Source organism: Neptunicella marina, from assembly GCF_014270035.1.
Taxonomy (GTDB): Bacteria; Pseudomonadota; Gammaproteobacteria; order Enterobacterales; family Alteromonadaceae; genus Neptunicella; species Neptunicella marina.
In genome coordinates, this window is record NZ_JACNEP010000007.1 from 17,601 (window position 1) to 42,619 (window position 25,019).

20 protein-coding genes are annotated in these 25,019 nt (G+C 44.4%); 6 read left to right on the forward strand and 14 right to left on the reverse strand.

Features of this window, described 5'->3' with window-relative positions:
• Nucleotide 1 precedes the first annotated feature (1 nt).
• Nucleotides 2-2,074: a polyphosphate kinase 1 gene (ppk1, locus tag H8B19_RS10065; protein ID WP_186506735.1), complete on the reverse strand. Its 2,073-nt coding sequence runs from the start codon at nt 2,072-2,074 to the stop codon at nt 2-4.
• A 288-nt stretch (nt 2,075-2,362) separates the two neighbouring features.
• Between ppk1 and H8B19_RS10070 the strand changes: the two genes are divergently transcribed.
• On the forward strand, nt 2,363-3,319 hold the full coding sequence (locus tag H8B19_RS10070) for a glycoside hydrolase family 43 protein (RefSeq protein WP_186506737.1): 957 nt from the start codon (nt 2,363-2,365) through the stop codon (nt 3,317-3,319).
• A gap of 43 nt (nt 3,320-3,362) precedes the next feature.
• Here the strand turns inward: H8B19_RS10070 and H8B19_RS10075 are convergent, their stop codons facing one another.
• The 10 genes from H8B19_RS10075 to ndk all read right to left on the reverse strand — a co-directional run bounded on the left by H8B19_RS10075 (nt 3,363) and on the right by ndk (nt 14,276).
• Complete coding sequence (locus H8B19_RS10075) at nt 3,363-4,490, reverse strand: phosphoglycerate mutase family protein (RefSeq protein ID WP_186506739.1); 1,128 nt, start codon at nt 4,488-4,490, stop codon at nt 3,363-3,365.
• Between the two features lie 114 nt (nt 4,491-4,604).
• Nucleotides 4,605-6,053, reverse strand: a complete 1,449-nt coding sequence (der, locus tag H8B19_RS10080; protein WP_186506741.1) for a ribosome biogenesis GTPase Der — start codon at nt 6,051-6,053, stop codon at nt 4,605-4,607.
• Between the two features lie 72 nt (nt 6,054-6,125).
• A complete protein-coding gene (bamB, locus tag H8B19_RS10085; protein ID WP_186506743.1) occupies nt 6,126-7,349 on the reverse strand; it encodes an outer membrane protein assembly factor BamB in 1,224 nt (407 codons plus the stop codon).
• A gap of 10 nt (nt 7,350-7,359) precedes the next feature.
• The gene (locus H8B19_RS10090; RefSeq protein WP_186506745.1) at nt 7,360-7,983 is read right to left on the reverse strand and encodes a YfgM family protein; all 624 of its coding nucleotides are present in this window, start codon (nt 7,981-7,983) and stop codon (nt 7,360-7,362) included.
• Between the two features lie 8 nt (nt 7,984-7,991).
• On the reverse strand, nt 7,992-9,266 hold the full coding sequence (gene hisS, locus H8B19_RS10095; RefSeq protein WP_186506747.1) for a histidine--tRNA ligase: 1,275 nt from the start codon (nt 9,264-9,266) through the stop codon (nt 7,992-7,994).
• Nucleotides 9,267-9,324: 58 nt separating this feature from the next.
• Entirely contained in the window at nt 9,325-10,446 is a 1,122-nt protein-coding gene (ispG, locus tag H8B19_RS10100; protein WP_186506749.1) for a flavodoxin-dependent (E)-4-hydroxy-3-methylbut-2-enyl-diphosphate synthase, read from the reverse strand.
• Nucleotides 10,447-10,448: 2 nt separating this feature from the next.
• Nucleotides 10,449-11,477: a cytoskeleton protein RodZ gene (gene rodZ / locus H8B19_RS10105; RefSeq protein WP_186506751.1), complete on the reverse strand. Its 1,029-nt coding sequence runs from the start codon at nt 11,475-11,477 to the stop codon at nt 10,449-10,451.
• 19 nt (nt 11,478-11,496) lie between these two features.
• Nucleotides 11,497-12,567: a type IV pilus biogenesis/stability protein PilW gene (gene pilW / locus H8B19_RS10110; protein WP_186506753.1), complete on the reverse strand. Its 1,071-nt coding sequence runs from the start codon at nt 12,565-12,567 to the stop codon at nt 11,497-11,499.
• Between the two features lie 24 nt (nt 12,568-12,591).
• Nucleotides 12,592-13,716, reverse strand: coding sequence for a dual-specificity RNA methyltransferase RlmN (gene rlmN, locus H8B19_RS10115; protein ID WP_186506755.1), 1,125 nt, complete (start codon nt 13,714-13,716; stop codon nt 12,592-12,594).
• Nucleotides 13,717-13,844: 128 nt separating this feature from the next.
• Nucleotides 13,845-14,276 (reverse strand): nucleoside-diphosphate kinase, encoded by a 432-nt coding sequence (gene ndk, locus H8B19_RS10120; protein ID WP_186506757.1) that lies wholly within the window; start codon nt 14,274-14,276, stop codon nt 13,845-13,847.
• A 220-nt stretch (nt 14,277-14,496) separates the two neighbouring features.
• On the opposite strand from ndk, the gene oxyR reads away from it, so the two are divergent.
• A complete protein-coding gene (gene oxyR / locus H8B19_RS10125) occupies nt 14,497-15,450 on the forward strand; it encodes a DNA-binding transcriptional regulator OxyR (RefSeq protein WP_186506759.1) in 954 nt (317 codons plus the stop codon).
• A gap of 97 nt (nt 15,451-15,547) precedes the next feature.
• Nucleotides 15,548-16,528, forward strand: coding sequence for an LLM class flavin-dependent oxidoreductase (locus tag H8B19_RS10130; RefSeq protein WP_186506761.1), 981 nt, complete (start codon nt 15,548-15,550; stop codon nt 16,526-16,528).
• A gap of 26 nt (nt 16,529-16,554) precedes the next feature.
• Here H8B19_RS10130 and H8B19_RS10135 read toward each other — a convergent pair whose 3' ends face one another.
• Entirely contained in the window at nt 16,555-18,213 is a 1,659-nt protein-coding gene (locus H8B19_RS10135; RefSeq protein ID WP_186506763.1) for an FMN-binding glutamate synthase family protein, read from the reverse strand.
• 172 nt (nt 18,214-18,385) lie between these two features.
• Here H8B19_RS10135 and H8B19_RS10140 point away from each other — a divergent pair, with 172 nt between their 5' ends.
• From H8B19_RS10140 to cysG, 3 genes are all read left to right on the forward strand, one after another.
• Nucleotides 18,386-19,087 carry a hypothetical protein gene (locus tag H8B19_RS10140; protein WP_186506765.1) on the forward strand — a complete coding sequence of 234 codons (702 nt, stop codon included), beginning with the start codon at nt 18,386-18,388 and terminating at the stop codon, nt 19,085-19,087.
• A gap of 570 nt (nt 19,088-19,657) precedes the next feature.
• Complete coding sequence (locus H8B19_RS10145; protein ID WP_186506767.1) at nt 19,658-21,388, forward strand: DEAD/DEAH box helicase; 1,731 nt, start codon at nt 19,658-19,660, stop codon at nt 21,386-21,388.
• Nucleotides 21,389-21,532: 144 nt separating this feature from the next.
• Nucleotides 21,533-22,918 carry a siroheme synthase CysG gene (gene cysG / locus H8B19_RS10150; RefSeq protein ID WP_186506769.1) on the forward strand — a complete coding sequence of 462 codons (1,386 nt, stop codon included), beginning with the start codon at nt 21,533-21,535 and terminating at the stop codon, nt 22,916-22,918.
• Here cysG and H8B19_RS10155 read toward each other — a convergent pair.
• Both H8B19_RS10155 and H8B19_RS10160 read right to left on the reverse strand, forming a co-directional pair.
• Nucleotides 22,915-23,316 (reverse strand): thioesterase family protein, encoded by a 402-nt coding sequence (locus H8B19_RS10155; protein ID WP_186506771.1) that lies wholly within the window; start codon nt 23,314-23,316, stop codon nt 22,915-22,917. The two genes, cysG and H8B19_RS10155, sit on opposite strands and share 4 nt — an antisense overlap.
• Before the next feature lie 183 nt (nt 23,317-23,499).
• Nucleotides 23,500-24,996 (reverse strand): Hsp70 family protein, encoded by a 1,497-nt coding sequence (locus H8B19_RS10160; protein WP_186506773.1) that lies wholly within the window; start codon nt 24,994-24,996, stop codon nt 23,500-23,502.
• Between the last annotated feature and the right edge of the window lie 23 nt (nt 24,997-25,019).

The following is a 25,019-nucleotide window of genomic DNA, read 5'->3' on the forward strand; positions in this document are numbered from 1 at the left end:
ACTACTCCTGTTCGAGGGATTTCAGATAATCGTAAATTTCATACTGAGAACGTATCTTACGACGATTTCCACGAACAACATAGCGGTTAGACTGCTCCTTATCAATGACACGTGCTTTGGTGGTATCACGTAATTGAATATCCAGCATATGTAATAAACGCATCTTAAGGTTGGTATCATACACAGGACACCCCACTTCAACCCGGTTATCCATATTACGAGTCATCCAGTCCGCAGAAGAAATAAATACTTTATGATCGCCACCATTTTCAAACACCATCAGCCGTGGATGTTCAAGGAAGCGATCCACCACGCTGGTAATACTGATATTGTCACTTAAACCTTTAACCCCCGGCAGCAATGAACACATGCCACGCACTATGGCTTTTACTTTTACCCCGGCCTGACCCGCTTTATACAATTCGTCGATTAATTCCTGATCCACCAGATTATTCACTTTTAAAATAATCTGCGAGAACTTACCCTCGCGGCAGTTTTGAATCTCTTCCCGAATGAGCGACAGCAATTTAGCTCGGGTATTAAGTGGTGAAACCTGCAAGTGTTTAAACTTGTGCTGACGATATGGCGCCTGAATAAAATCAAACACGTTTATCGCTTCCTGTGCCAGTTCCTGATTGCGGGTAAACAGGCTGTAATCGGTATAAATTTTGGCAGTTTTTTCGTTAAAGTTACCGGTACCAAAATGGGCGTAGTTAACTAACTGCCCTTTTTCTTCACGGGTTACCACACACAGTTTGCAATGCACTTTTAATGAAGGGATCCCCAACACCACGCGAATACCGGCGTCTGTCATGGTTTTTGACCATTCAATGTTGTTTTGTTCATCAAATCGAGCACGTAATTCCACAATAACAGTCACGGTTTTGCCGTTGTCTACCGCGTCAATTAACGAATCGATAATGCGCGACTTATTGGCAACCCGGTAAATATTCAAACGGATATGGCGTACGCTGGGGTCAAATGAGGCCTGACGCACAAATTCGGTAAAGTGTAAAAAACGATGGTAAGGATAATGCAGTAAAATATCGCGATGACTTATGGCATCAAACACAGTATCAAATTTGCTAAAGTCCTTGCTGCTGATCGCAGGCAATTTAGGGTTAACCAGATAATCACGACCTATATTGGGAAAACCAATAAAGTCTTTGAAATTACGATATGGCCCGCCACCTATCAGCCCTTCTGTTGAGCCGATATTCAGGCACTTGCGTAAATATGTCAGCATTTCCAAAGGCATAGTGGCGTCGTAATTCACCCGCACAGGTTCTGCGCTTAACCGCTGCTTCATACTGTCCGACATTTTTTCCACGAAACTCTCATCAATTTCATCATTAATTGAATACTCAGAGTCGCGGGTCATTTTAAAGGAATAAGCTTCAAGGCTATCAAAAGGCACAAAGCCCCTTAGGATATCTTCAAGACAAAGTTTGATGATGTCATCCAGCAGAATGATATGTTTACGTTTTTTACTCTGTTCCGGCGGCAACACAATAAAACGTGAAACAGCCTGTGTGGGTACTTCGATAGAAGCATAGCGTGTTACCCGCTTTTTACGGTTAATCGCCACAAACAAATAGGTGCTTGCGCCATTAATGCGTTTAGCCAGATCCACTTTGCGCTGAATCAGCACGGGTGAAATATGACGTAGTATTTTGTTTTTAAAATAATCCCTCAGCCATTCCTTATGAAAATCACTCAGCTCAGTGTGATTCACCAGTACAATGTTGTAGCGTTTTAGCTTGGCGATCACCTCTTTGTATATGCGATCGAATTCCTTGGTCAGATCCATTACTTTTTGCTGGATCTGATTCATCAGCTGTTTGGTTTTAGCCGCCTCTTCATGCTCATCACGGTTAGTCTGGATCAGAAACTTACGTTTTACCTCTGCAAAACGCACCCGATAAAATTCATCCAGATTATTGGAATAAATTCCTAAAAAACGGATACGTTCAACAATGGGGTTATTAACGTCGTTTGCTTCCTGAAGTACTCGCTGGTTAAAAGCCAGCCAGCTCAGTTCAAGAGGAAAATAAGGCGATTCCTGCTGGGTCATTCGATTACCATTAGCGACAAAGGGTTACACAGGTTCAACAGTCTGACAAAAGTCTGTGTCTTTTTAATGACAATAAGCCAAATATTGCAAAAAAATGACAATTATTAATTTAGCATATTATTGAAAAACCTAGCTAAATTACTCACTAATAAGATCAACAGCCCCTAGCCAGTCAAATATTAGTCAAAGGTATTGAACAATGGCTTACAGATATTAAACAGGCTGTTATAGAAACCGGTAAAAGGAAATGACTAAAGTAGATTAAAAGTAACCAACAGGCACAAAAAAATGATTAAACCAATTTTAATGCTCAGCACACTGATAGTCGCGGCGACTGTTCAGGCTAAAAATCCGGTATTTGACGGCTGGTACGCAGATCCGGAAGGCATTGTTTTTGATAATCAGTACTGGATATATCCCACCTACTCGGCTCCTTACGACCAACAGATTTTTTTTGATGCTTTCTCCTCCCCGGACTTAGTGCACTGGACCAAACACAGTCGAATATTAACCAACAAGCAGATTACCTGGGCCAAACGTGCCATGTGGGCACCTTCGATCATCAAACACAACAATCAATATTTTTTCTTTTTTGGCGCTAATGATATTCAAAGTAATCAAGAACACGGTGGAATTGGTGTGGCTGTGGCAGACCAGCCACAAGGTCCGTTTAAAGATTATTTAGGCAAACCGTTAATTGATCAGTTTCATAACGGTGCGCAGCCTATTGATCAGTTTGCCTTTCGTGACCAGGATGGTCAGGTTTATTTGATCTATGGTGGCTGGCGCCACTGCAATATAGCCAAACTCAAAGATGACTTTAGTGGATTTATTCCTTTTGCAGATGGTGAAACCTTCAAGGAAATGACTCCTGAAGGTTATGTGGAAGGCCCATTTATGTTTATCCGCAACGGTAAATACTATTTTATGTGGTCAGAAGGTGGCTGGACCGGTCCGGACTATAGCGTGGCCTATGCCATCGCAGACTCACCTATGGGACCATGGAAGCGCATTGGGAAAATATTAAAGCAGGACGATCAAATTGCGCGCGGTGCGGGTCATCATTCGGTGATAAAAGTACCTAATAAGGACGAGTACTATATTGTCTACCACCGCCGTCCGCTGGATGAAACCGATCGTAATTCAAGAGAAACGGCCATCGAACATATGTACTTTGATGAAAACGGCTTAATTAAACCAGTTAAGTTGACTCATGAAGGCGTGGCAGCAAATCCAATAAAATAAATTAGACACACACAAAAAAGCCGGTTTAACACCGGCTTTTTTATCATACTGTTGGGATTTTTTCGTATATCCAGTTCCAGGCAGGAATTTCTATTTTCACTACACCTTCACCATCCTTAGCAATGAAATAGCGCAATGACGGTGCACCACCTTCAACATCAACCACATCCGTTAAAAAATTGCCGGCAGGAACAGACACTTGTGCCTCGCCCGTTTTAGTAACAGAAATAAACTTAACTTCATTATCCTGTGGGTTGAACCAGTTGAAATAACTGGGTTTGCTGGTGTATTGCAGATTGGGCAATATATTTAAAATCATCTCACGTGCATAACTGTGCGCCGGTAACCAGCGATCAATACTAATATGCCCCTGTTCTTTATAGGCGCGACGCGACATATCTGAATAACCCACAACATGGTTGTCGGCAAATGTGACTTTAACATCCATTGCTTTGTTCACTGTGCCAGACATTCTGACACTCAGTGGTTTTAAACTATCGGCATCGGCCCGCACCTTAACAATGCGGTTAATATCGTTTTGTGGCAGTAACGTAAGATGTGTCACTTCCAGTCGCTGCGGCGTTTTAATCATTTCACGGATTTCATAACCCGCTTCTTTACCATCAATATAAATCGCATAGCGCTGACGTTCGGTTTTTAGTGATGATGGATCAAGCGGCAGAGGTTGTGCCACCACATTTTTTTGTGGTGCAATATCGACCAGTCTGGTGTGTGGTGTCTCTTGAGCAAACTCCACAGTGAACACGTCACCAAAACGATTAGCATCAATACTCTGTGCATCACCTCCGGTTAGATGAACCAGCAATGGAATGGTTTGCATATTACCAATAATCAGCGCGTTTTGTTCTTTCTCATTCAGCATGGCCGCTAAGTCCGGCAACTCGGAATTTTCATACACTATGATGGGTAAATCTTGCTGGTTGGCGGTGGGCTTGGCGGTTTGCTCGGTATTTTTAAGATAAGTGCAGTAAACAGCCTGAATGTTTTTATCTTTAAGAAACGCTGCCAGATTTTTTGCCCGCTGCATGCCTGTGGCAGATAAATCTCCGGACGAGGTCTGCTCAGCATGACGACTGAAGTACAGGGTGTAATCAGGTGCCGCAATCGCGCTGACACTCAGCAGCATACATAAACTAATCAGAATGCGCATAGGCTCTTCCTTTCGATAAATCTGCAGAAATCTTAGTTGAAGTCGTTAGCGGGGTAAACTGCCAGTGCAAATTACACTGGCAGTTAATATAAAAAATGACGTTTTTACAGAGGGTTACTTACGTTTGTGATAACTCATCAGGCGACGGCGTTTGCGCTGTTGCGCCAGCGTAAGCTCGTTCTTTTTCCTCTCAAATGGGTTTGAACCTTCGCGAAATTCAATTTTGATCGGTGTGCCCATAATTTTAAGTGACTGACGATAATAGTTCATCAGATAACGCTTATAAGAATCAGATAAATCTTTTACCTGATTTCCATGAATGACAATCACAGGAGGATTGTAACCACCAGCATGCGCATATTTCATTTTAACCCGACGGCCACGTACCATAGGTGGCTGATGATCCTGCTGTGCCATATCCATAATACGGGTCAGCATGGATGTACCTACGCGATTTGTTGCGCTGGCGTAGGCTTCCTGTACCGATTCAAACAAATGACCCACACCTGTACCGTGCAGGGCTGAAATAAAGTGCAAACGGGCAAAATCGATGAAACCTAAACGTCTGTCCAGTTCGCGTTTGATATTATCTTTGGCGTCCTGCTTCAAACCATCCCACTTGTTAACCGCGAGAACAATTGAACGGCCAGCATTTAATACAAATCCCAGCAAGCTGAGATCCTGATCGGTAATACCTTCACGTGCATCGATAACCAGTAATACGACGTTAGCTTCTTCAATCGCTTGCAAGGTTTTAATGATGGAAAATTTTTCTACGGCTTCGTTTATATTACGACGACGGCGCACACCCGCTGTATCGATAAGAATGTAATCCCGCTCATCACGCTGCATCGGGATAAAGACACTGTCACGTGTGGTGCCAGGCTGGTCAAATACCACCACCCTTTCCTCACCCAAAATCCGGTTAGTTAAGGTGGATTTACCTACGTTAGGTTTACCTACAATCGCCAGTTTAATCGGGGAAGCCTGCAGCTCGGCCAGCATTTGTTCAGCGTCTTTTTCTTCCTGTTCTGTGTCCTTATCATCCTGAACATACATATCAGGGAATGCTTCTGCCAGAGGCTCAAGAGTGGTGTTTAATAACTGCTGTACACCACGACCATGGGCTGCTGCAATTTGCAGTACATCACCCAGTGCCAGCGAATAAAATTCGGCGCTTTCGCTGTCACCGTCAATACCATCAACCTTATTTGCCACCAGATACACTTTTTTGTTCTGTTTGCGCAGATGATTAGCAATGCCAATATCAGCAGAGGTGACACCAGCACGCGCATCAACCAGAAACAACACCACGTTTGCTTCGTCAATGGCCAACAAAGATTGTTCCGCCATTTCAGCATCAATGCCCTGTTCATCACCGCTGATACCACCAGTATCAACCAGAATAAACTGCAGCCCCTCATATTTGGCCTGACCGTATTTACGGTCACGGGTTAGTCCGGGAAAGTCCGCCACTAACGCATCACGACTGCGGGTTAAACGGTTAAACAGTGTCGATTTACCGACATTTGGGCGCCCAACCAGGGCAACAACAGGTAACATAGTGTTTTTCCAAAAATAAAAACGGCCCGATGAATTCGAGCCGTTATTTTAACTTAGTTTTCAATAGAAGGCTTAAGGAGTTTCAACCGCAAATAATTCACCACTGCGGGTTTGAGTATAAACCGTGCGCCCCTCTACTATCGGCGTGGTATATATGCCTTCATCTTCGTCATCTCCACCAATATTGGCACGGGCAATAATTTCACCATCCGACTGATTCATCCAATGCAAAAATCCGAATTTATCGCCAACGACCACATAAGATCCAACAGGGGCAGCGCCAGTCACCAAGCGAGAACGTAACGCACTGTTACTCCAGCGCTCCACTCCGCTACGACGATCCAGAGCATAAATCACACTATCATTATCGGTAACAAACAGGTTATTACCTTCAATGCTTAAATTACGATATGATTTGTATTCACGTTTCCAGATTACACGGCCACTGCGCAACTCTACTGCTGCCAAAGTGCCATCATAAGAAACGATATAGGCAATACCACCCATGACTAATGGTTCGACATCGATGTCAGCCAGACGATCCAGTTCGGTGAAACCGGTTGGAGACGCCACAGCCTGTTCCCATGCAACCTGACCATTTTCAGACAAAACCACCGCCAGTTTCCCCATGGCAGTCCCCACCAGTACGCCACCACCAGCTAATGTTGGTGTGGAAACGCCACGCAGCGACAATGCAGGTACTTCTGATTCATAACGCCATTTTTCTTCGCCATTCTCGGCATCCAGAGCAAACATCACACCTGACGATGTATTTACTGCGACTATGCCTTCATCTACCGCTGGTGGAGCAATCACTTCTCCGTGAACATGCACTTTCCATTTGGTCTCACCGGTTTGTTGATCAAGTGCAAAGACTGTCCCGTTTTCAGTACCGAAATAAAGCTTGTCATAAGCCACTACCAAACCACCGGAAATACGCGCTGATTCGCCCTCTTTCCACATGTTAGTGATGCCAGATAACATGCCGTCATCTTTAAACTCAGATAAATTGGTTTTCCATAGCGGTTTACCAGATTGCAGTTCAAAGGCTCTGACCAGACCATGGCGATCTGCTGCAAAAATTTTATCGTATCCAATAGCCGGTTCCAGACGAGAGAAAAAATCATCCACACCGTCACCGACTTCATGTTGCCAGACAACATTAGGCTGGAAAACAGCATTAATTGGCTTTAATTCACGGATTTTAATTTCATCTTCATCAGCAAACCAGTTAGAGACTGTGGTACAGCCTCCTAAGGTTGCGATAAAGGTCAGTGCTAACAGAGCTCTTTTCACCTGCATCCCCTTATTTGCTTTCAAGTGCGGCCAGATTATCCAGCTTTAATTGCAGCAAGGGGTTATTGGCATTTTTATCCAGCGAAGCCACATAAGCCTGACGCGCTTGCTCATATTGGCCCAACTGTGAATAAGCATCACCTTTGATCTCTTCAACTGAAGCGCTATAGGCGTCCATGTTAATGCCTGACAAGGTTTTGATCGCATCGTCGGCTTTTTCCTGTGCCAGCTGGATACGTGCTAAACGTAACTGAACCAGTGATTTAATCGCGTTATCATCAGCATGCTCAGCAGCCCAGCTAAGTTGTTTTTGCGCTTCGGCAAAATCTTTACTGTCTACTGCTGATTTAGCCAGTTGTAAGGCTGTCATCATTGCATAACTGTTTTCAGGATTATTTTTAATGTAATCAGCAGCAGCACTAAAACCCTTTTCGTCTGCACCAAGAGCGCTGACCAATTGTTCATACTGAGTGGACGCTTGTTCACGCTCTGCAATTTGCGTTTCGGTGTAATAACGCCATCCCCAAAGTCCGCCCAGACCAATCACAGCACCTAAAATAATGGCGGTACCGTTTTCTTTCCAGAATCGTTTGATCGCTTCTACTTGTTGTTCTTCGGTGCTAAATGATTCCATTTTATCCTCTACTTCTTCGTCTTCAGCATTTCAATCAGTTGTGCTGTTGTCATACTGATTTGTGCTTGTTCTTCACGTAAATATTTAACAGTAACCTGCTGACTGTCGGCTTCACTTTCACCAATCAGTAATGCGATATCAGCACCACTGGCATCAGCACGTTTCATTTGTTTTTTAAAGTTACCACCACCGCAGTGGCTTAATACACGCAAATGCGGCAATTGATCACGTAATTGCTCTGCCACATTAACAGCAAATAACTCGGCGCTTTCACCCATTGCCGTAATATAAATATCTACCGGTTTAGGTACAGCTGAGGTCAGCTCCAGGGCTTCCAGCATTAACACTAAACGCTCCAGCCCCATGGCAAAACCCACTGCCGGCGTGGCTTTACCGCCTAACTGCTCTACCAGACCATCGTAACGACCACCCGCACAAACTGTGCCCTGAGCACCCAAACTATCGGTGACCCATTCAAAGACAGTGCGATTGTAATAATCTAAACCACGCACCAATCTTGAATTAACCCGGTATTTGATACCCAGGTTGTCCAAACGTTCACACAAACCTGAAAAATGTTGTGCAGATTCGTCATCCAGATAATCCAGTAAGCTTGGCGCATCGGTAATTGCCGCTTGTACATCCGGGTTCTTGCTGTCAAGTACACGCAATGGATTGCTGGTCATACGACGCTTACAATCATCATCCAGTTTATCTTCCCGTGCTTGTAAATACTCAACAAGCGCGTCTTTGTAACGCGCGCGAGCTTCGTTTGAGCCCAGTGAGTTAAGCTCCAGAATAACATGGTCGCTTAAACCTAACTGCTTCCACAAACGCGCGGTCAGCAATATGATTTCTGCGTCAATATCCGGGCCGTTTAAACCAAACACTTCCACACCAAACTGGTGGAACTGGCGATAACGGCCTTTTTGAGGTCGTTCGTGACGGAACATAGGTCCCATGTACCACAAGCGCTGCTGCTGGTTATACAATAAACCATGCTGATTACCAGCTCGCACGCAACAGGCGGTGCCTTCCGGGCGCAGCGTCAGACTATCGCCATTGCGATCGTCAAAGGTATACATTTCTTTTTCAACGATATCCGTGACTTCACCAATAGAGCGTTTGAATAAATCTGTGCTCTCTACAATTGGCATACGGATTTCCTGATAACCATATTGGCTCATCAGGTGTCTGAGGTGGTTTTCCAGGTATTGCCACAATCCACTTTGTGATGGCAGACAATCGTTCATACCGCGGATTGCCTGAATTTGCTTACTCACTACGACCTATCTCTGAAATTGTAAAGCCCGGCATTATAGGTGCTTTGGGCTTGGTTGGCTATTGATCTATGGTGTTGATTGAAATTCGGCGTGATTCGTCCAACAAACTGGCTTTGGCACGAATTCGTTTTTCCAGCTGATCCACCAAATCATCGTTGGCTAAACGTTCTTTCTGACGTTTACCATCCACATAATATCCACTCATATTACGCGCCCCGGTTAAACCTAAATCCGACACTTCGGCTTCTCCCGGACCATTGACCACGCAACCAATAATCGACACATCCATTGGCGTTAATACATCTTCCAGACGTTGCTCTAACTGATTAACGGTATTGATCACATCAAATTCCTGACGTGAACAACTTGGACAAGCAATAAAATTAATGCCACGTGAGCGAATGCGCAGTGATTTTAAAATATCAAACCCGACTTTAATTTCTTCCACCGGATCGGCTGCTAATGAAATACGCAAGGTATCACCGATACCTTCAGCCAGTAACATGCCTAAACCCACAGAACTTTTCACGGCACCGGCACGCAAACCACCGGCTTCAGTAATACCCAAATGCAGTGGCTGGTCAATTTCTTTGGCCAGTAAACGATATGCACCAACAGCTAAGAACACATCAGATGCTTTTACACTGACTTTAAACTGGTCAAAATTCAGTCTGTCGAGAATATCCACGTGGCGCATGGCTGATTCAAGCAAGGCCTCAGGTGTAGGTTCACCATATTTTTCCTGCAAATCACGTTCTAGTGAACCGCCATTTACCCCAATACGTATTGGAATATTTTTATCGCGTGCACAGTCCACTACTGAACGAATGCGTTCTTCATTACCGATATTACCAGGATTAATACGCAAACAATCCACGCCGTATTCAGCCACCTTAAGTGCGATACGATAATCAAAATGAATATCGGCAATCAGTGGAATATCCACCTGCTGGCGGATTAACTTAAAGGCTTCGGCCGCATCCATGGTTGGAACCGATACCCGAACAATTTCACCACCTACAGCCTGAATACGTTTAATTTGATTAACCGTTGCTTCAACATCAGTAGTGGGTGTATTGGTCATCGACTGCACGGCGATAGGTGCACCGTCACCAATCGGCACTTTACCCACATTAATGCGGGTCGACTTGCGCCTTTTTATCGGGGATTCAGCAAACATGATTAATCCTCTAACGGTAAGTTAAAGCGCGCGGTACGATTTTTAGGGAAGCGGGAGAGATCCACTTCTTCACCCGCATAGGAAATTTTAACCGCTTCAGGAATACCGACAGTCACTTCAAACGGCGGAATACCACTAACCGGCATAACACGTCCTTGAACTTTGATTCCATAGGCAATGGCCTCACCTGTGGCATCGACGATATTGATCCAGCAATCCTGTGAGAATTCAAAAACAAGTTGTACCGGATCAGCAAAATCATGCGCTTCAGTGGCTGTAAAATGTTGTACTCGTGGTTGTTCTTCTGCTTGTTCTACAGAATCATCAGCTACGATATTTTGTTCATTTTGCTCAACTACGCTGGCCACATCTGTTTCTTCTATACCTGAGTTATCTTCTGACGGCACTTGTGTGTCAGCAGTCGTGTTATCAGCAACAGGCTGATCACTATCTTGCAATTCAGCCACACTATCGGCCTCAGTTTGAGGGTCTTGTTCAGACAGCGTCTGCTGTTGCTCTATTGCTTGTGGCTGGGTTGCACTGCCACTGTCTTCAGCCGTTTTTTCCTCTGCTTTGGTAGTCACATTTGAGCTGGTAGCGTTTAATTTAGCTGGCGCCACATCATCTGATTGCTGGAACCACCACATCACCGACAACGCCACCAGAATAATAACAATCGCATATGTCACCAGCATCAGGCGATCATCGCTGGCCTGACGCGCAACCCGGCGTGAAAAGCTTTGTAATTTAGCCGGCTCTTTACTGGCACGATTAACCTGCTCAAAGGCATCCAGAACTTCGACTTCGGGTACTTTTACCAATTTGGCGTAGGTTTTCAGATATCCCTTAGTAAAGGTCAGAGAAATTTTACCATCATAAATGTCTGCTTCGATATCATCGATAATATGCTCACGCAGATTTAAACGCAGCGCGACCTGTGCGGTACTGAGCTGCATCGCCTCACGCGCTTGTTTTAACAGTTGACCAGGAGTGACAATAGTTGCCTGTTCTAATTCTTGTTCTTCGTTCATTCTTACGACACTTAATGGTTTATTCTGGTGCGCTAACGCGCAGTTTCATTTTGGGACGGATAGACCCGGCATCTTTGAGATGATTCCATTCAATCAATTTGTCCATGCGCACATTGTATTTCAAAGAAATACGGTAAAGATTCTCACCATCTGCCACCACGTGATAGGTTACATTGTCTCCGTCATCAGTTGACTTGGCGGATGTATCGTCACTGGCTGCCTGTTGCTCTTTACTAGGCTGTTGTTCTTCAATCACCTGACTAAAAGGTTTTGGCTGCCTTACCTGTGGCTGCTTTGGCTTAGTTGCGACAACAGCAGGTTCAGTTTTGTTCTGCAAAGATTGAATAAATTGTTTTGCATAGGGATGGCGTGGATACATTTGCACCAGCATTTTTCCATATGCTTGTGCGCGTTCAGGGTTGCCCAGCCCCGTTTCGATCTGCACCCAAAACCAGATGGTTTCAGCCGATACACTGCCAGCTTTTTCATAGTCCATCAGACGTTTTTTAGCTTCAGTCCAACGTTGTTGGTCAATCAACAACTGTATCAGCATCACAATCGATTTACTGCGGCTTGGATCATGTTTTAACGCACTTTCCAGATAACTTATCGTATCTTCCACCTGTCCATCATTTTGACTACATAAGGCAAGGTTTTCATACGTTTCTGCAGCACGAATGTAGTCGGGGGTATTAATTGCCTGCAAAAAGTACTTTTTCGCTTGCGGATATTTACCGGCCTGGCACAAAAACGCACCATAGCTATTGGCAATATCAGCATCATTTGGTTTAAGTTTTAACGCGGTTTGATAGGCTTGGTCAGCCAGGGCATTTTCACCCACATGCTGATAGTAATACCCCAGTCCCAGGTGAGTGTCGGCCAGTTTAGGCGCGAACTGCAATGCTTTATCCAGATTAAATTTGGCTTGTTTATAATTATCGTTTTTGAGGTAAGTTAACCCCAGCGAAATACGGGTTTTTGCGGCTTCAATATGATCGAAACCGTCTGATGACTTAAAAGCCGGCTCAGTTGGTTGGCTGGCACAGGCACTTAACAGGGCAATCGCAAAAACAAGTAAACACTGACGCATAACTCGAAACATCCTTTTTTATAATTAGTTTGCCATTTTTACTGAAATTGCTTCACCCTTCATCTGTTTTTTTAACATTCGTTTGGTTCGGTCAACCACATCACCCACTAACTGCCCACAAGCTGCATCTATATCATCACCGCGAGTTTTACGCACCACCACGGTTAAACCGTACTCCATCAGTACTTTAGAAAAGCGATCAATACGCGAATTACTTGAACAGGTATAAGGTGAACCCGGGTAGGGGTTAAATGGAATAAGATTAATTTTACAGGGTGTTTCTTTTAACACTTTGGCTAACTGATGAGCCTGATCCATGCTGTCATTAATGCCGTTTAGCATCACGTATTCAACCGTCACTTTACCCTGATTCGCATTTGACTTAGCTAAATAACGACGAACGCCAGCAAGAAATTCTTCAATCGGATATTTTTTATTAATTGGCACAATTTCATCGCGCAACTCATTGGTGGGTGCGTGTAACGAAATCGCCAGTGCCACATCAATTTGATCACCTAACATATCTAATGCAGGTACAACCCCCGAAGTACTTAAGGTCACGCGACGTTTCGATAAACCAAAACCAAAGTCATCCAGCATAATATCCATCGCTGGAACCACGTTTTTCATGTTAAGCAAGGGTTCGCCCATACCCATCATTACGACATTGGTAATAGGACGTTTAGAGGTATCTTTAGATAATCCAATTGCTTTGGCCACACGCCAAACCTGACCAATAATTTCTGCCACCGATAAATTACGGTTAAAGCCCTGTTGTGCGGTTGAGCAAAAAGTACATTCCAGTGCGCAACCTACTTGTGAGGACACACACAGGGTTGCGCGGTCACTTTCCGGGATCCACACTGTTTCCACTTCCTGACCACCATCAAGTCTTAATGCAAATTTAATGGTGCCGTCGGAGGCATTTTGTTGCACAGCAATCTCTGGGGCACGGATTTCACAGTTAGCCATCAACTTAGCACGCAGTGCTTTGTTGATATTGCTCATTTGTTCAAAATCATCACAGCCATGCTGATATATCCATTTCATCAGCTGATCAGCACGAAATGGCTTCTCACCGATTGAAGCGAAATAATCACGCAATCCCTGCCGATTAAAATTTAACAGGTTGACTTTTGATTCTGACATTAATGGGTCCGTTTAAAAATGAATGTGACTATTGTAGGTTTTTTAATGGTTAAAGTTAACCACGAACCTAAGGTTTAAATACACAAAAGGGGCTGAACGCCCCTTTTATTTGTTCTGCAGCGTCGGGCTTAGCGAGTGCGAGAACACACTTCTTCGTCAGAGAAGAAATATGCGATTTCGCGAGCCGCTGATTCCGGCGCATCTGAACCGTGAACAGCGTTCTCGTCGATAGACGCAGCGTAGTCAGAACGTAAAGTACCGGCTAATGCGTCAGCTGGGTTAGTTGCGCCCATGATTTCGCGGTTTTTAGCAACAGCATTTTCACCTTCTAACACCTGAACCATTACTGGGCCAGAGGTCATGAATTCAACTAAAGCGCCAAAGAAAGGACGCTCTTTGTGTTCTGCATAGAAGCCTTCAGCTTGCTGCTGGCTTAAGTGAATCATTTTTGCTGCAACAATGCGCAGACCTGCAGATTCGAAACGATTGTAAATAGCACCGATTACGTTTTTAGCTACCGCATCAGGCTTAATAATGGAAAAAGTGCGTTCTAACGCCATGTTAAATCTCTCCAAACAATTTGGTACGTGTTCAATTTCGCGCGGATTATACGTAAAAGCATGGTGAATAACTAATTTTTCCTGTGATTTTTAAAATTGTTCATAAAACGTTCACGAACAAACAGCAAAAACGCTAGAATCACAGTGATTTATGGGGTTAGACAATCTAATTTTTCGGGTGTATAACTATTATAAACTCAATCATTAATAGATTTTAACAATGATAAAAATTCGTGACCTCGAATACCTTAATGCACTGGCCACCTATAAACATTTTGGTCATGCCGCAGAAGCCTGTCATGTGAGTCAGCCAACTTTGAGTGGGCAGTTAATGAAGCTCGAAGAACAACTCGGACTGCAACTGATTGAGCGCCATCGTCGCAATGTGATGTTAACCCCTGCGGGTGAGCAATTAATCAAAGATGCGCGCCAGGTATTAAAGGCAATGAAAAATTTCGAAGAATCTGCCAAAGCACTGCTTGATCCGCTGGCCGGCGATATTCATATGGGACTGATCCCGACACTGGCCCCCTACTTATTGCCGCTCATTATGGAAAACCTCAATAAAGAGCTGCCAAGAATCAATTTCTACCTACACGAAAATAAAACCGAAGTACTGCTAAACGAGCTGAACAGTGGCAAACTGGATTTTCTGGTATTGCCGTGGCTGGATGATATGAACGCGTTTGAACGTTACGATTTGTTTGAAGAACCTTTATTGCTGGCCGTACATCCGAACCACCCTATGGCTAAAAACGACACCGTAACCATTAAGGCTTTAGAAGGACAGCAAATATTAACCCTTGAAGACGGACATTGTTTGCGTGATCAGGCGATGGACTACTGTTTTACCGCCGGCGCAAATGAAGACCATCGTTTTCAGGCCACGAGTTTAGAAACACTGCGCCATATGGTTGCCAGCAATCGCGGTATTACCTTATTACCTGAGTTGGCCACATTAAATGTCGCAGCCAGCAACAGTATTAAATACATTCGTTTTGCTGAACCACAACCTTTCAGACAAATTTCACTGGTTATTCGTCCTAATTATTCACGCATGCAAAGTATTCGTGAAATAGCAGGATCGATCAGGCAATCAGTAAAACAAATACTCACAACCCAGAGCGTGTTGAACTTTGCTGTAGAAAACCAAACACATAACAAAGGTCAATAATATATAGCTAGCCAGTATAAAATGGCAGAACCTGGGTGATTGATTCAATCTCAAACGCCCCCATCTGAAGACTACAACCTGTTTAACTTAAGTCGTTATGATCCCACTTTCTGTTTTAGACCTGGCACCAATTACTGAAAATCATTCACTGTCTGACACTATCGAACATAGTCGCCAGCTGGCGATTGCAGCCGAACAACATAATTATCAACGATTCTGGTTAGCTGAACATCACGGTATGCGCGGTGTGGCTAGCTCAGCAACGGCGCTGATGATAAGTCAGGTGGGCGCTGTGACTAAAAAGATTCGTATTGGCGCGGGTGGTATTATGCTGCCGAATCATCCTCCATTAGTTATTGCTGAACAATTCGGTACCCTGGAAGCCTTGTTTCCCGGACGGGTTGATTTGGGTTTGGGCCGCGCACCGGGTAGTGATATGGCGACAATCCGCGCGCTACGACGTGATATGCATAGTCAGGTTGACACTTATCCTGACGATATTCGTGAGTTACAGCGTTACCTGGCGGAAGAACAGGCTAACCAACAAGTCATTGCGATGCCAGGCCAAAATAGCAAGGTGCCCTTGTGGTTATTAGGTTCAAGTTTGTACAGCGCTCAACAAGCGGCCAGAATGGGTTTACCCTTTGCGTTTGCTTCTCATTTTGCTCCCGACATGCTGCAGGATGCGATTAGCCTGTATCGCTCGCAATTCGTTCCTTCAGCGCAACAGGACAAACCCTATGTGATTGGTGGTGTCATGGCTGTGGTAGCGGATTCTGATGAAGAAGCAGAATTCTTATCCAGTTCCATTAAACAACAGTTTGTTAATTTACAACGCGGAGACAATAAACCTTTCTCTGCGCCTGTTGCCGACATCAATTCAGTCGCGGCACCGCATGAATTGCACAGAGTGAATCACACACTCAAATTTTCATTGATTGGCGATAAAGCTAAAGTAAAAGATAAGTTGGAACGTTTTGTTAAAGCGACCGGTGTTGACGAAGTTATCGCGTCTTTTCCACTGTATGATATTGAAAAACGCTTAAACAGCCTGCGCTTATTGGCAGACTGTCAATAACGTTAAACCTTGGGTTAACTTGTGAATCAACTCGCCTGCTTATGCGGGTGAGATGATTCTCCCTGTTTAAGTCCGTCTTCTGTTTCTTCAACAAACTCTTTTGGGAAAAAACTATCCGCCACGGATTCTTTCATTGCCTGCTCGAACTTATGTGGTACATCGCCATTTAATAAACTGCCAGTTCGCAGATTAGTGTAGATTTCGTCATAGCGGCGCACTTCAGTCTGGGTGATACGGCGGAAAATATGTGAACGATTTAAATGTTCAGAGTGACGTAAACCAGCTGAAGCAATAATTTCCATCACGGCTTTGACTGTCTCACGCTGATAACGAGCGACCCGCTCAGCTTTATCTTCCACCACCAGCCCCCGAATTAATTTAGGATCTTGCGTTGCGATACCTGTGGGGCATTTATTGGTATTGCACACCAAGGACTGTACACAGCCCAATGCCACCATCATGCCACGCGCGCTGTTACACATATCAGCCCCCAGCGCCAGATTCTTCACTAAATGAAATCCGCTAAACACCTTGCCGCTGGCAATAATTCTAATGTCTTTACGCAAATCAAAACCAGTCAAAGCATCATGTACAAATGCCAACGCTTCGGTTAATGGCATGCCAACAGAATTGGAATATTCGAGCGGTGCCGCACCGGTTCCACCTTCTCCACCATCAACAGTAATGAAATCAGGTTTAATACCCGTTTTGACCATGGCTTTACACACTGCTACAAACTCACTCATTCGGCCAATACACAGCTTGAATCCTACTGGTTTTCCACCGGACAGCTCTCTTAACTGAGCAATAAAATGCATCATCTCAATGGGCGTACTAAATGCACTATGTCCCGGTGGTGAATTAACCTGAGTACCTTGTTCAACCAAACGAATTCGGGCAATTTCTGCGGTATTTTTATCGGCCGGCAAAATCCCCCCATGGCCAGGTTTAGCCCCCTGCGAGAGTTTGATTTCAATCATTTTAATCGAATTCTGTGACGCCACCCTGGCAAAATTATCGGGACTGAAATGACCGTCATTATCACGACAACCAAAATAGCCGGTACCAATTTGCCACACCAGATCGCCACCGTGCTCCAAATGATAAGGGCTCACGCTGCCTTCACCGGTATTATGGTAAAACTCCCCTAACATCGCGGCCTTATTTAATGCGCGGATGGCATTGTTACTTAACGCCCCAAAACTCATAGCTGAAATATTTAAAATCGCGGCGCTGTAAGGTTGTTTACAATCCGGACCACCCACGACAATGCGAGCTTCGTTATGATGTGACTCATGATGTTTAGCCGCAATAGAATGCCCTATCCATTCATACCCCACTGCATGGGTATCCAGTTTAGTACCATAAGGGTTGGAATCGAGACTGCCTTTGGCACGCTGATAAATGAGGGTACGAAACATGCGGCTGATAGGCACGCCGTCAGTTTCGGACTCAAAAAAATACTGACGCACAAACGGACGGAAAAACTCCATGACCCAACGTCCGCGACCAACAATGGGAAAATTACGCCAAAGCGTATGTGAAGACTGGACTAAATCATAAAGTCCCATCACAGACAGAGGCAATAAGATAAGTAGCGCCCACCACGCTCCCGGCCAAATGCTCATTGCCGTAACAACACTAAGCACAGTCAGCAGCAATACCACCACTAACACTCTGTACATATTTCCCCCAATGTTTTAGTTAGTTATTCGCGCCTTTCAGATAAGGTACGTTTCGCGCTTAAAAGTTTCAAATTCTGTTACGTTTGATAACAAGTTCTCACTAGTTGATCCAGTGTTACATTTAGCAAAACGCTAGGCTAGCGGTGTTAAATAACCAAAACGGGAAACAACGATGAAATACCCTCTGCTTAGCCTTGTGTGCATCAGCTTATTAAGCGCGTGTGGATCCGATATTGTGGTACTGGCCCCGGATGGACCGCAAACCATTACGTTTGACTTTGATACAGGCAAACAAGGATGGCAAGCCGCTTATTCAGATTACCCAACAGACAATGCCGACATTTATGAACTGTCATCTGGCATCCTAAGCCTGCCAGACGACACAACGCATAACGGATTTTTTATGTCGGGCATGAATCGCAGCGACGATTTGTTCATGTATTTAAAAGCACGATTCACTGGTTTTGAACCTCTTACCCGATACACTGCCAATGTTGATATGACAATTTACTCCAACGCAGGTGACGATTGCTTTGGCGTAGGTGGCGCTCCGGGCAGTTCTGTTTATCTAAAATTTGGTTATGCCGAGACTGAACCGAAACAGGACGATTACTATCTTAACGTTGATAAAGGTAATCAAAGTAATGGAGGTGCAAACGCCAACGTTATAGGTGATATGGTAATTGAAGGATTGCCATGTGAAGGCACAGAGTTTTCCAGTAAAACGATCAAAACCACTGAAGAAAACCAGCTAGAATTCACCTCTGCTGCGGACGGTAGCATCTGGTTTTTTATTGGTACTGACTCAGGTTACGAAGGTCGTACTGATGTGTATTACGATAAAATATCCATCACGGTACAACCTGCAATTTAGCTACTTTCTATCACTTGACATATAAAAAGGGTTTTAATGGATAAAACCCTTTTTTTGTATCTCTAACCTATTAATAATTAAGATTATTTAACTGTCAAAAAATTGACTAACCATGAAATTTAATCGACATTCCAGCACATTTAACTCTCATTTTCATATACAGAATTAATTTACGCATTTTATACGGTAAAACACCTTGGTCGGTGTGCACATTTCAACCATCACCCCATTTAATCCTATATATAAACCAACTATTTCAAGCACTTTATAGCTAAAACACAAAACAGCAGACAAAAGTCTAACTTTTATAATCAAGTCAAATTCACCACATCTTCGTATCGTTTGTTTTTACTGGATTGAACAAGATTTATTCTTAATCAAATAAAGCCGAACATTACTATTAAATTTGATAAAAACAGCTTACACAGCCAGCTTTTAGCAAGTTAATCATTAAAATTTAACGGTTACATTGGTGTAAAGCGCCAAATTCTTATATAATTGCACTTTATGTTCGTATACGAGCAAGCGTGTCCATCGAGTTTAGCGCCTGCTCGCCACCAGGTAACCTTGATGACAAGTAATACAGATATCACTTTTAAAGACTTTAACCTTCCTGAATCCTTGCTTAAAGCTCTGGAAAAAGTAGGTTATGAAAAACCCTCTCCTATTCAGGCCGAGAGTATCCCTCTAATTATGGAAGGCCATGATTTATTAGGTCAGGCACAAACCGGTACCGGTAAAACGGCCGCGTTTGCTTTACCAATATTGGCTAAAATCGATGATACAGCAACCTTGCCGCAATTATTGGTATTAGCGCCAACTCGCGAACTGGCGATTCAGGTAGCGGAAGCGTTTCAGGCTTATTCCAGTTTTAATAAAGCCATTAAAGTTCTGCCTATTTATGGCGGTCAGTCTTATGAAAACCAAATCCGTACATTAAAACGTGGTGTACAGGTTGTAGTGGGAACCCCCGGTCGTGTTATCGATCACATCAAAAAAGGCACACTTAAATTACACGATTTAAAAAATCTGGTTCTGGATGAAGCCGACGAAATGTTACGCATGGGCTTTATCGACGATGTTGAGTGGATTTTAAGTCATGCTCCGGCTGAACGTCAGACGGCACTGTTTTCTGCTACTATGCCTGATCGTATTCGTGCGATTACCAAAAAGTACTTAAACAATCCTAAAACGGTAAAAATTGCCTCTAAGGTAAGTACTGCCAGCACCATTACTCAGCGTTACTGTCAGGTTGCTGGTCACCACAAACTGGAAGCACTTACCCGTATTCTGGAAGTGGAAGACTTTGACGGCGTTATTGTATTCGTGCGCACTAAAACTGCAACACTGGAACTGGCCGAAAAATTATCAGCCCGTGGTTACGATGTGGAACCATTAAATGGTGACATTCCGCAAAATGCCCGTGAACGCACCGTAGAACGTCTAAAACGTGGTGATATCGACATCCTGATTGCCACTGACGTTGTGGCGCGTGGTTTGGATGTTGAACGTGTTAGTCATGTTATTAACTACGATATTCCTTACGATACTGAATCTTACGTTCACCGTATCGGCCGTACTGGCCGTGCCGGACGTCAGGGTGACGCCATCCTGTTTATTTCACATCGTGAAAAACGGTTGTTATTTGCAATTGAAAAAGCCACTAAACAACCGATTGAATTGATGCCAATTCCTTCAATCAACGAATTAAACGAAACCCGTTTAAACCGTTTTAAACAAAACGTGATTGAAGCAATGAATGACAAATCAATCGAAGCCATGATGCCAGTGATTGAAGCCATTCAACAAGAAACGGAAGCGGCTCCAGAAGTATTATTAGCTGCTTTAGCAAAAATGGCACAAGGCGACGAACCTTTAATCCTTAAAGAAAGCGACCGCCCAAATCTGGATGCCCGCCCACCACGTGACCGTGATAACCGTTCGCGTGATCGCGACAGAGGTGGACGTGATAATCGTGACGGACGCGATGGTCGTCAACGTCGTCGCTCATCCAGTGCACCTGAAGCAGGCATGCAGCGTTTCCGTATCGGCGTAGGCCACAGCCATGGCGCTAAACCGGGCAATATCGTAGGTGCCATTGCTAACGAAGCGAATATTAGCAGCAAGCACATTGGCGCAATTGAAATCTATGACAACTACAGCACAGTAGATTTACCAGAAGGTATGCCTGCTGAAGTGCGTAAAACGCTGGAAAAAACCCGTGTGGCTGGCCAGCAGTTAAATTTACGCGAATGGTCAGACAGAGCACCGGCCAAAGGCAACAAACGCCGCTCGTCTTAAATGACTGATTCATAAAAAAGGAACTTCGGTTCCTTTTTTATTATCCAAATATATTACAATCTGGAATATATTTCTTTAAATTAGTATTTATAGGTTATATGAAGTTAGGCTAAAGTAAAGCCGGTTCTGACTACTTTATTTGTTATGCGATTTTTCCCAATATTTCTAAATGCCGATCATCTCCACTGTCTGGTTGTAGGCGGTGGTGAAGTGGCTGCACGCAAAATTGAGCTACTGCTTAAAACCAATGCCAAAGTTACAGTGGTGACTAAGCAGGCGTGCGACACCGTTAGCGGATTCGCTGAGCAAGGTAAAATTTCTCTTGATTTACGTGCGTTCAGCGACAGCGATATACAACAAAAACAACTCATTTTTGTTGCAACAGATGATCATCAGTTAAATCGTGATATTGCCACTTTAGCCAAACATCACAATATTCCGGTCAATGTGGTAGATAGCACTGAGCTTTGTGGGTTTATTACCCCGTCTATTATCGACCGTGACCCGCTGTTAGTGGCGCTTAGTAGTAGCGGTACAGCCCCGGTTTTACTGCGTTATTTGCGTCAGAAACTCGAATCCTGGATCCCAACGCACTTTAGCCGTCTTGCACGTTTTTCTGACCGTTTTCGTGACAAAGTCAAAACCCGGTTTGAATCGGTTAATCAGCGCCGTGCATTTTGGGAACAAGTGATTGAAGGCCCGATTGGCGAAAATGTATTAGCCGGTCGTGAGCAACAGGCCGAAGTACTGTTAAACAAATTACTTCAGGCACCGAATGACAACCAGGGTTGTGTGTATTTGGTCGGAGCTGGCCCGGGTGATGCAGATTTACTTACCTTTAAAGCGCTGCGTTTAATGCAACAAGCCGATTTGGTGGTTTACGACCGACTGGTATCGCAGGAAATCCTTGAACTGGTGCGTCGCGACGCCGAAAAAATCTATGTGGGCAAAAAAGCCAGTCTACATTCCGTTCCACAGGATGAAATTAATCAATTGCTGGTCGATGCCGCCAAACAAGGTAAACGTGTGGTTCGCCTAAAAGGTGGTGACCCCTATATTTTTGGTCGTGGTGGTGAGGAAGTACAAACCCTAGTTGAACAGAGTATTGCCTTTGAGGTCGTGCCTGGAATTACTGCCGCTACCGGTGCCAGTTGTTATGCCGGCATTCCTCTTACTCACAGAGACCACGCGCAATCCGTGGTATTTGCTACCGGCCATCTAAAAGACAATACCATCGATTTAGACTGGCAGGCCCTAGTGCAAAACCAGCAAACGCTGGTATTTTATATGGGATTAACCGGATTAAATGTGATCAGTCAAAAACTGATTGAACACGGTATGCCAGCGTCGATGCCAATTGCGTTAGTTCAATCGGCCACCACCGCGCAGCAAAAAGTGGTCACCGGCACCTTAGAGACTATCGTTCAGCGTGTTGAAGAAGCCGGTATTACTCCACCAGCACTTATTATTGTGGGCACCGTCGTTAGCCTGCACGACACCCTGGCTCCTGCTTTACCTTCAAACAATTAGCTTTTACTGGCGCGTTTTTGCGCGCCATCTTCTAATCTCGAACTGTCGATAATCGCGCGGGTGTGAGTGCCCTCGCCTGCTAAACCGCCTGAATCATACAAATAAACATTAAAGCCATGTAATTTACCTTGTGGCCCAGTATATTCCGCACGAGCAGTCACCGTATCATCCACTGCTGTTGCTGCCATATGTTTAACATTTACATCAATACCAACCGACAATTCCCCTGCTTGCAATTGAGGTTTTAATACCCTTGCCGCAGCCAGTTCCATCAACGCCACCATGCGCGCGGTAGCCAGTACTGATGGAAAATTATCTTGCGGGTCAAAAGACAGCGCCTTAGCGGTATCCGCGTGTGTGACCTGATAAACAATCTCTGCTTTATCGCCTGTTCGCATTAGTTTTCCCCCCAAATTGAGACAAACCCAGAGTAACGACAAGTGGTCATTTTAATCAATCAAATTTGCTGATACCGACCATACAGCCTCTTTATACTGCGAGTGAAAATAGTTTAACGCCTTTTTCAACAGGCATTAAAAAAGGCCGCCTAAGCGACCTTTTTTATTAATAGACGAAACAAATTAAAGCTTAGCTGCCTGAATGCTTAAACCCTGACACACAGAATTAAAGGCATCGCCTTGCATTAAAGGTAAGCCGGGTAACATATCCATCACTTCCTGCTGCACTATGGGGGATAAACTCATGCCACCGGTGATAAACAGCATTTCTGGTGCTTCGCTGCTGTTATCCAGACATTCACGGATCAGCTTTTTCACTTTTGCCAGCCAGCTATTCATCGAGCGCTTCAAATCATCGGTGGTGATATCCACATCATAGTCATCCTGAATATATTTAAGTGGCAACGTCACCCCTTGTTTATTGGATAACATCTCTTTAGCTAAACGTGCTGAATTAACCAGCCTTGCTGATAACTTTTCGGTTTGCACTATTAACAAACGCTGCAATAACTCAGGATGACTGGACACCGATTTAGTCTGAGCGATTTCAAGCCCGTATTCATCAGAGAAAAACTCATTTAAACGCGGGATGTTATCTACCGCACACATATCGGAAAAATAGGTTGGCGGCACTGGTAAATTATTACCAAAGGTGGTGCCAAGTCCCATACTAGGTGCAATCGCCTTGGTGATAAGATTTTTATCACACTCCATGCCGCCGATACGGGTACCGGTTACCGACAAAACATCTTGTTGCCTGTCGAGTGCCAGCAAACGCTCCGGCGATAATTTAATGCAGCAAATATCCGTGGTACCGCCGCCAATATCCACCACCAGTACGTTGGTGGCTTTAGGTAGCTGACTCTCAATATTGTATGCCGCAGCAATGGGCTCTTCCAAAAACTCGACACGCTCAAACCCGGCCAGTTTTGCCGCCGCGCGCATAATGGTAATCGCCTGAATATTGCCCTGCTCGCCTCGGGTACCATGGAATTTAACCGGGCGACCGATAACAGCCGTGGTGACTTTTTTATCCAGTTGTTGTTCGGCACATTGCTTAAAATAGGCAAGCTGTTTGGCTATCATGCCTTCAAAAGCCTGCTGCTGACCGTCCAGCAAACTCGCGCCCAAAAAGTTTTTCGGAGAATAAATTAAACGCCCTTTTTCGGGACTTTTGAGATAACGACGGAAGCCAGCCTCGCCAAATAAAAATTCACCGGTTTCCACCAGTTTGGCTAAGGGCAAATCCTGAACCGTCATATCTTCCATTAACAAATGAATAGCCTGCTGTTGCAGCTTTGGACGGTTATGGAAATCGCCGCGCAAACTATCGATACGGTTTGAATAGATTTGCTGCTCTTTGGGATCACTGGCTGAATAGTAGCCGTCTTTAGCTTTTTCCAGCTTGTCCCCTATCGCGCGCTGTAACTGAGCTACCTTAGCTTCTACCAGTTCGGCAGGCGGCAATGGCAATTCATCTTCGTAATAGACAAACACGGATGAACGGATTTTCAGCGGTGTACTGGATAAGGGGTCAAGCTTGATTAACTGATGTTGTTTTCCATCAAAATACACCACTTCTGAGTTCGAAGTGCCGTAATCAATTCCTATGGCGGTCAAACTGTCTTTCTTCCTGCTTGGCT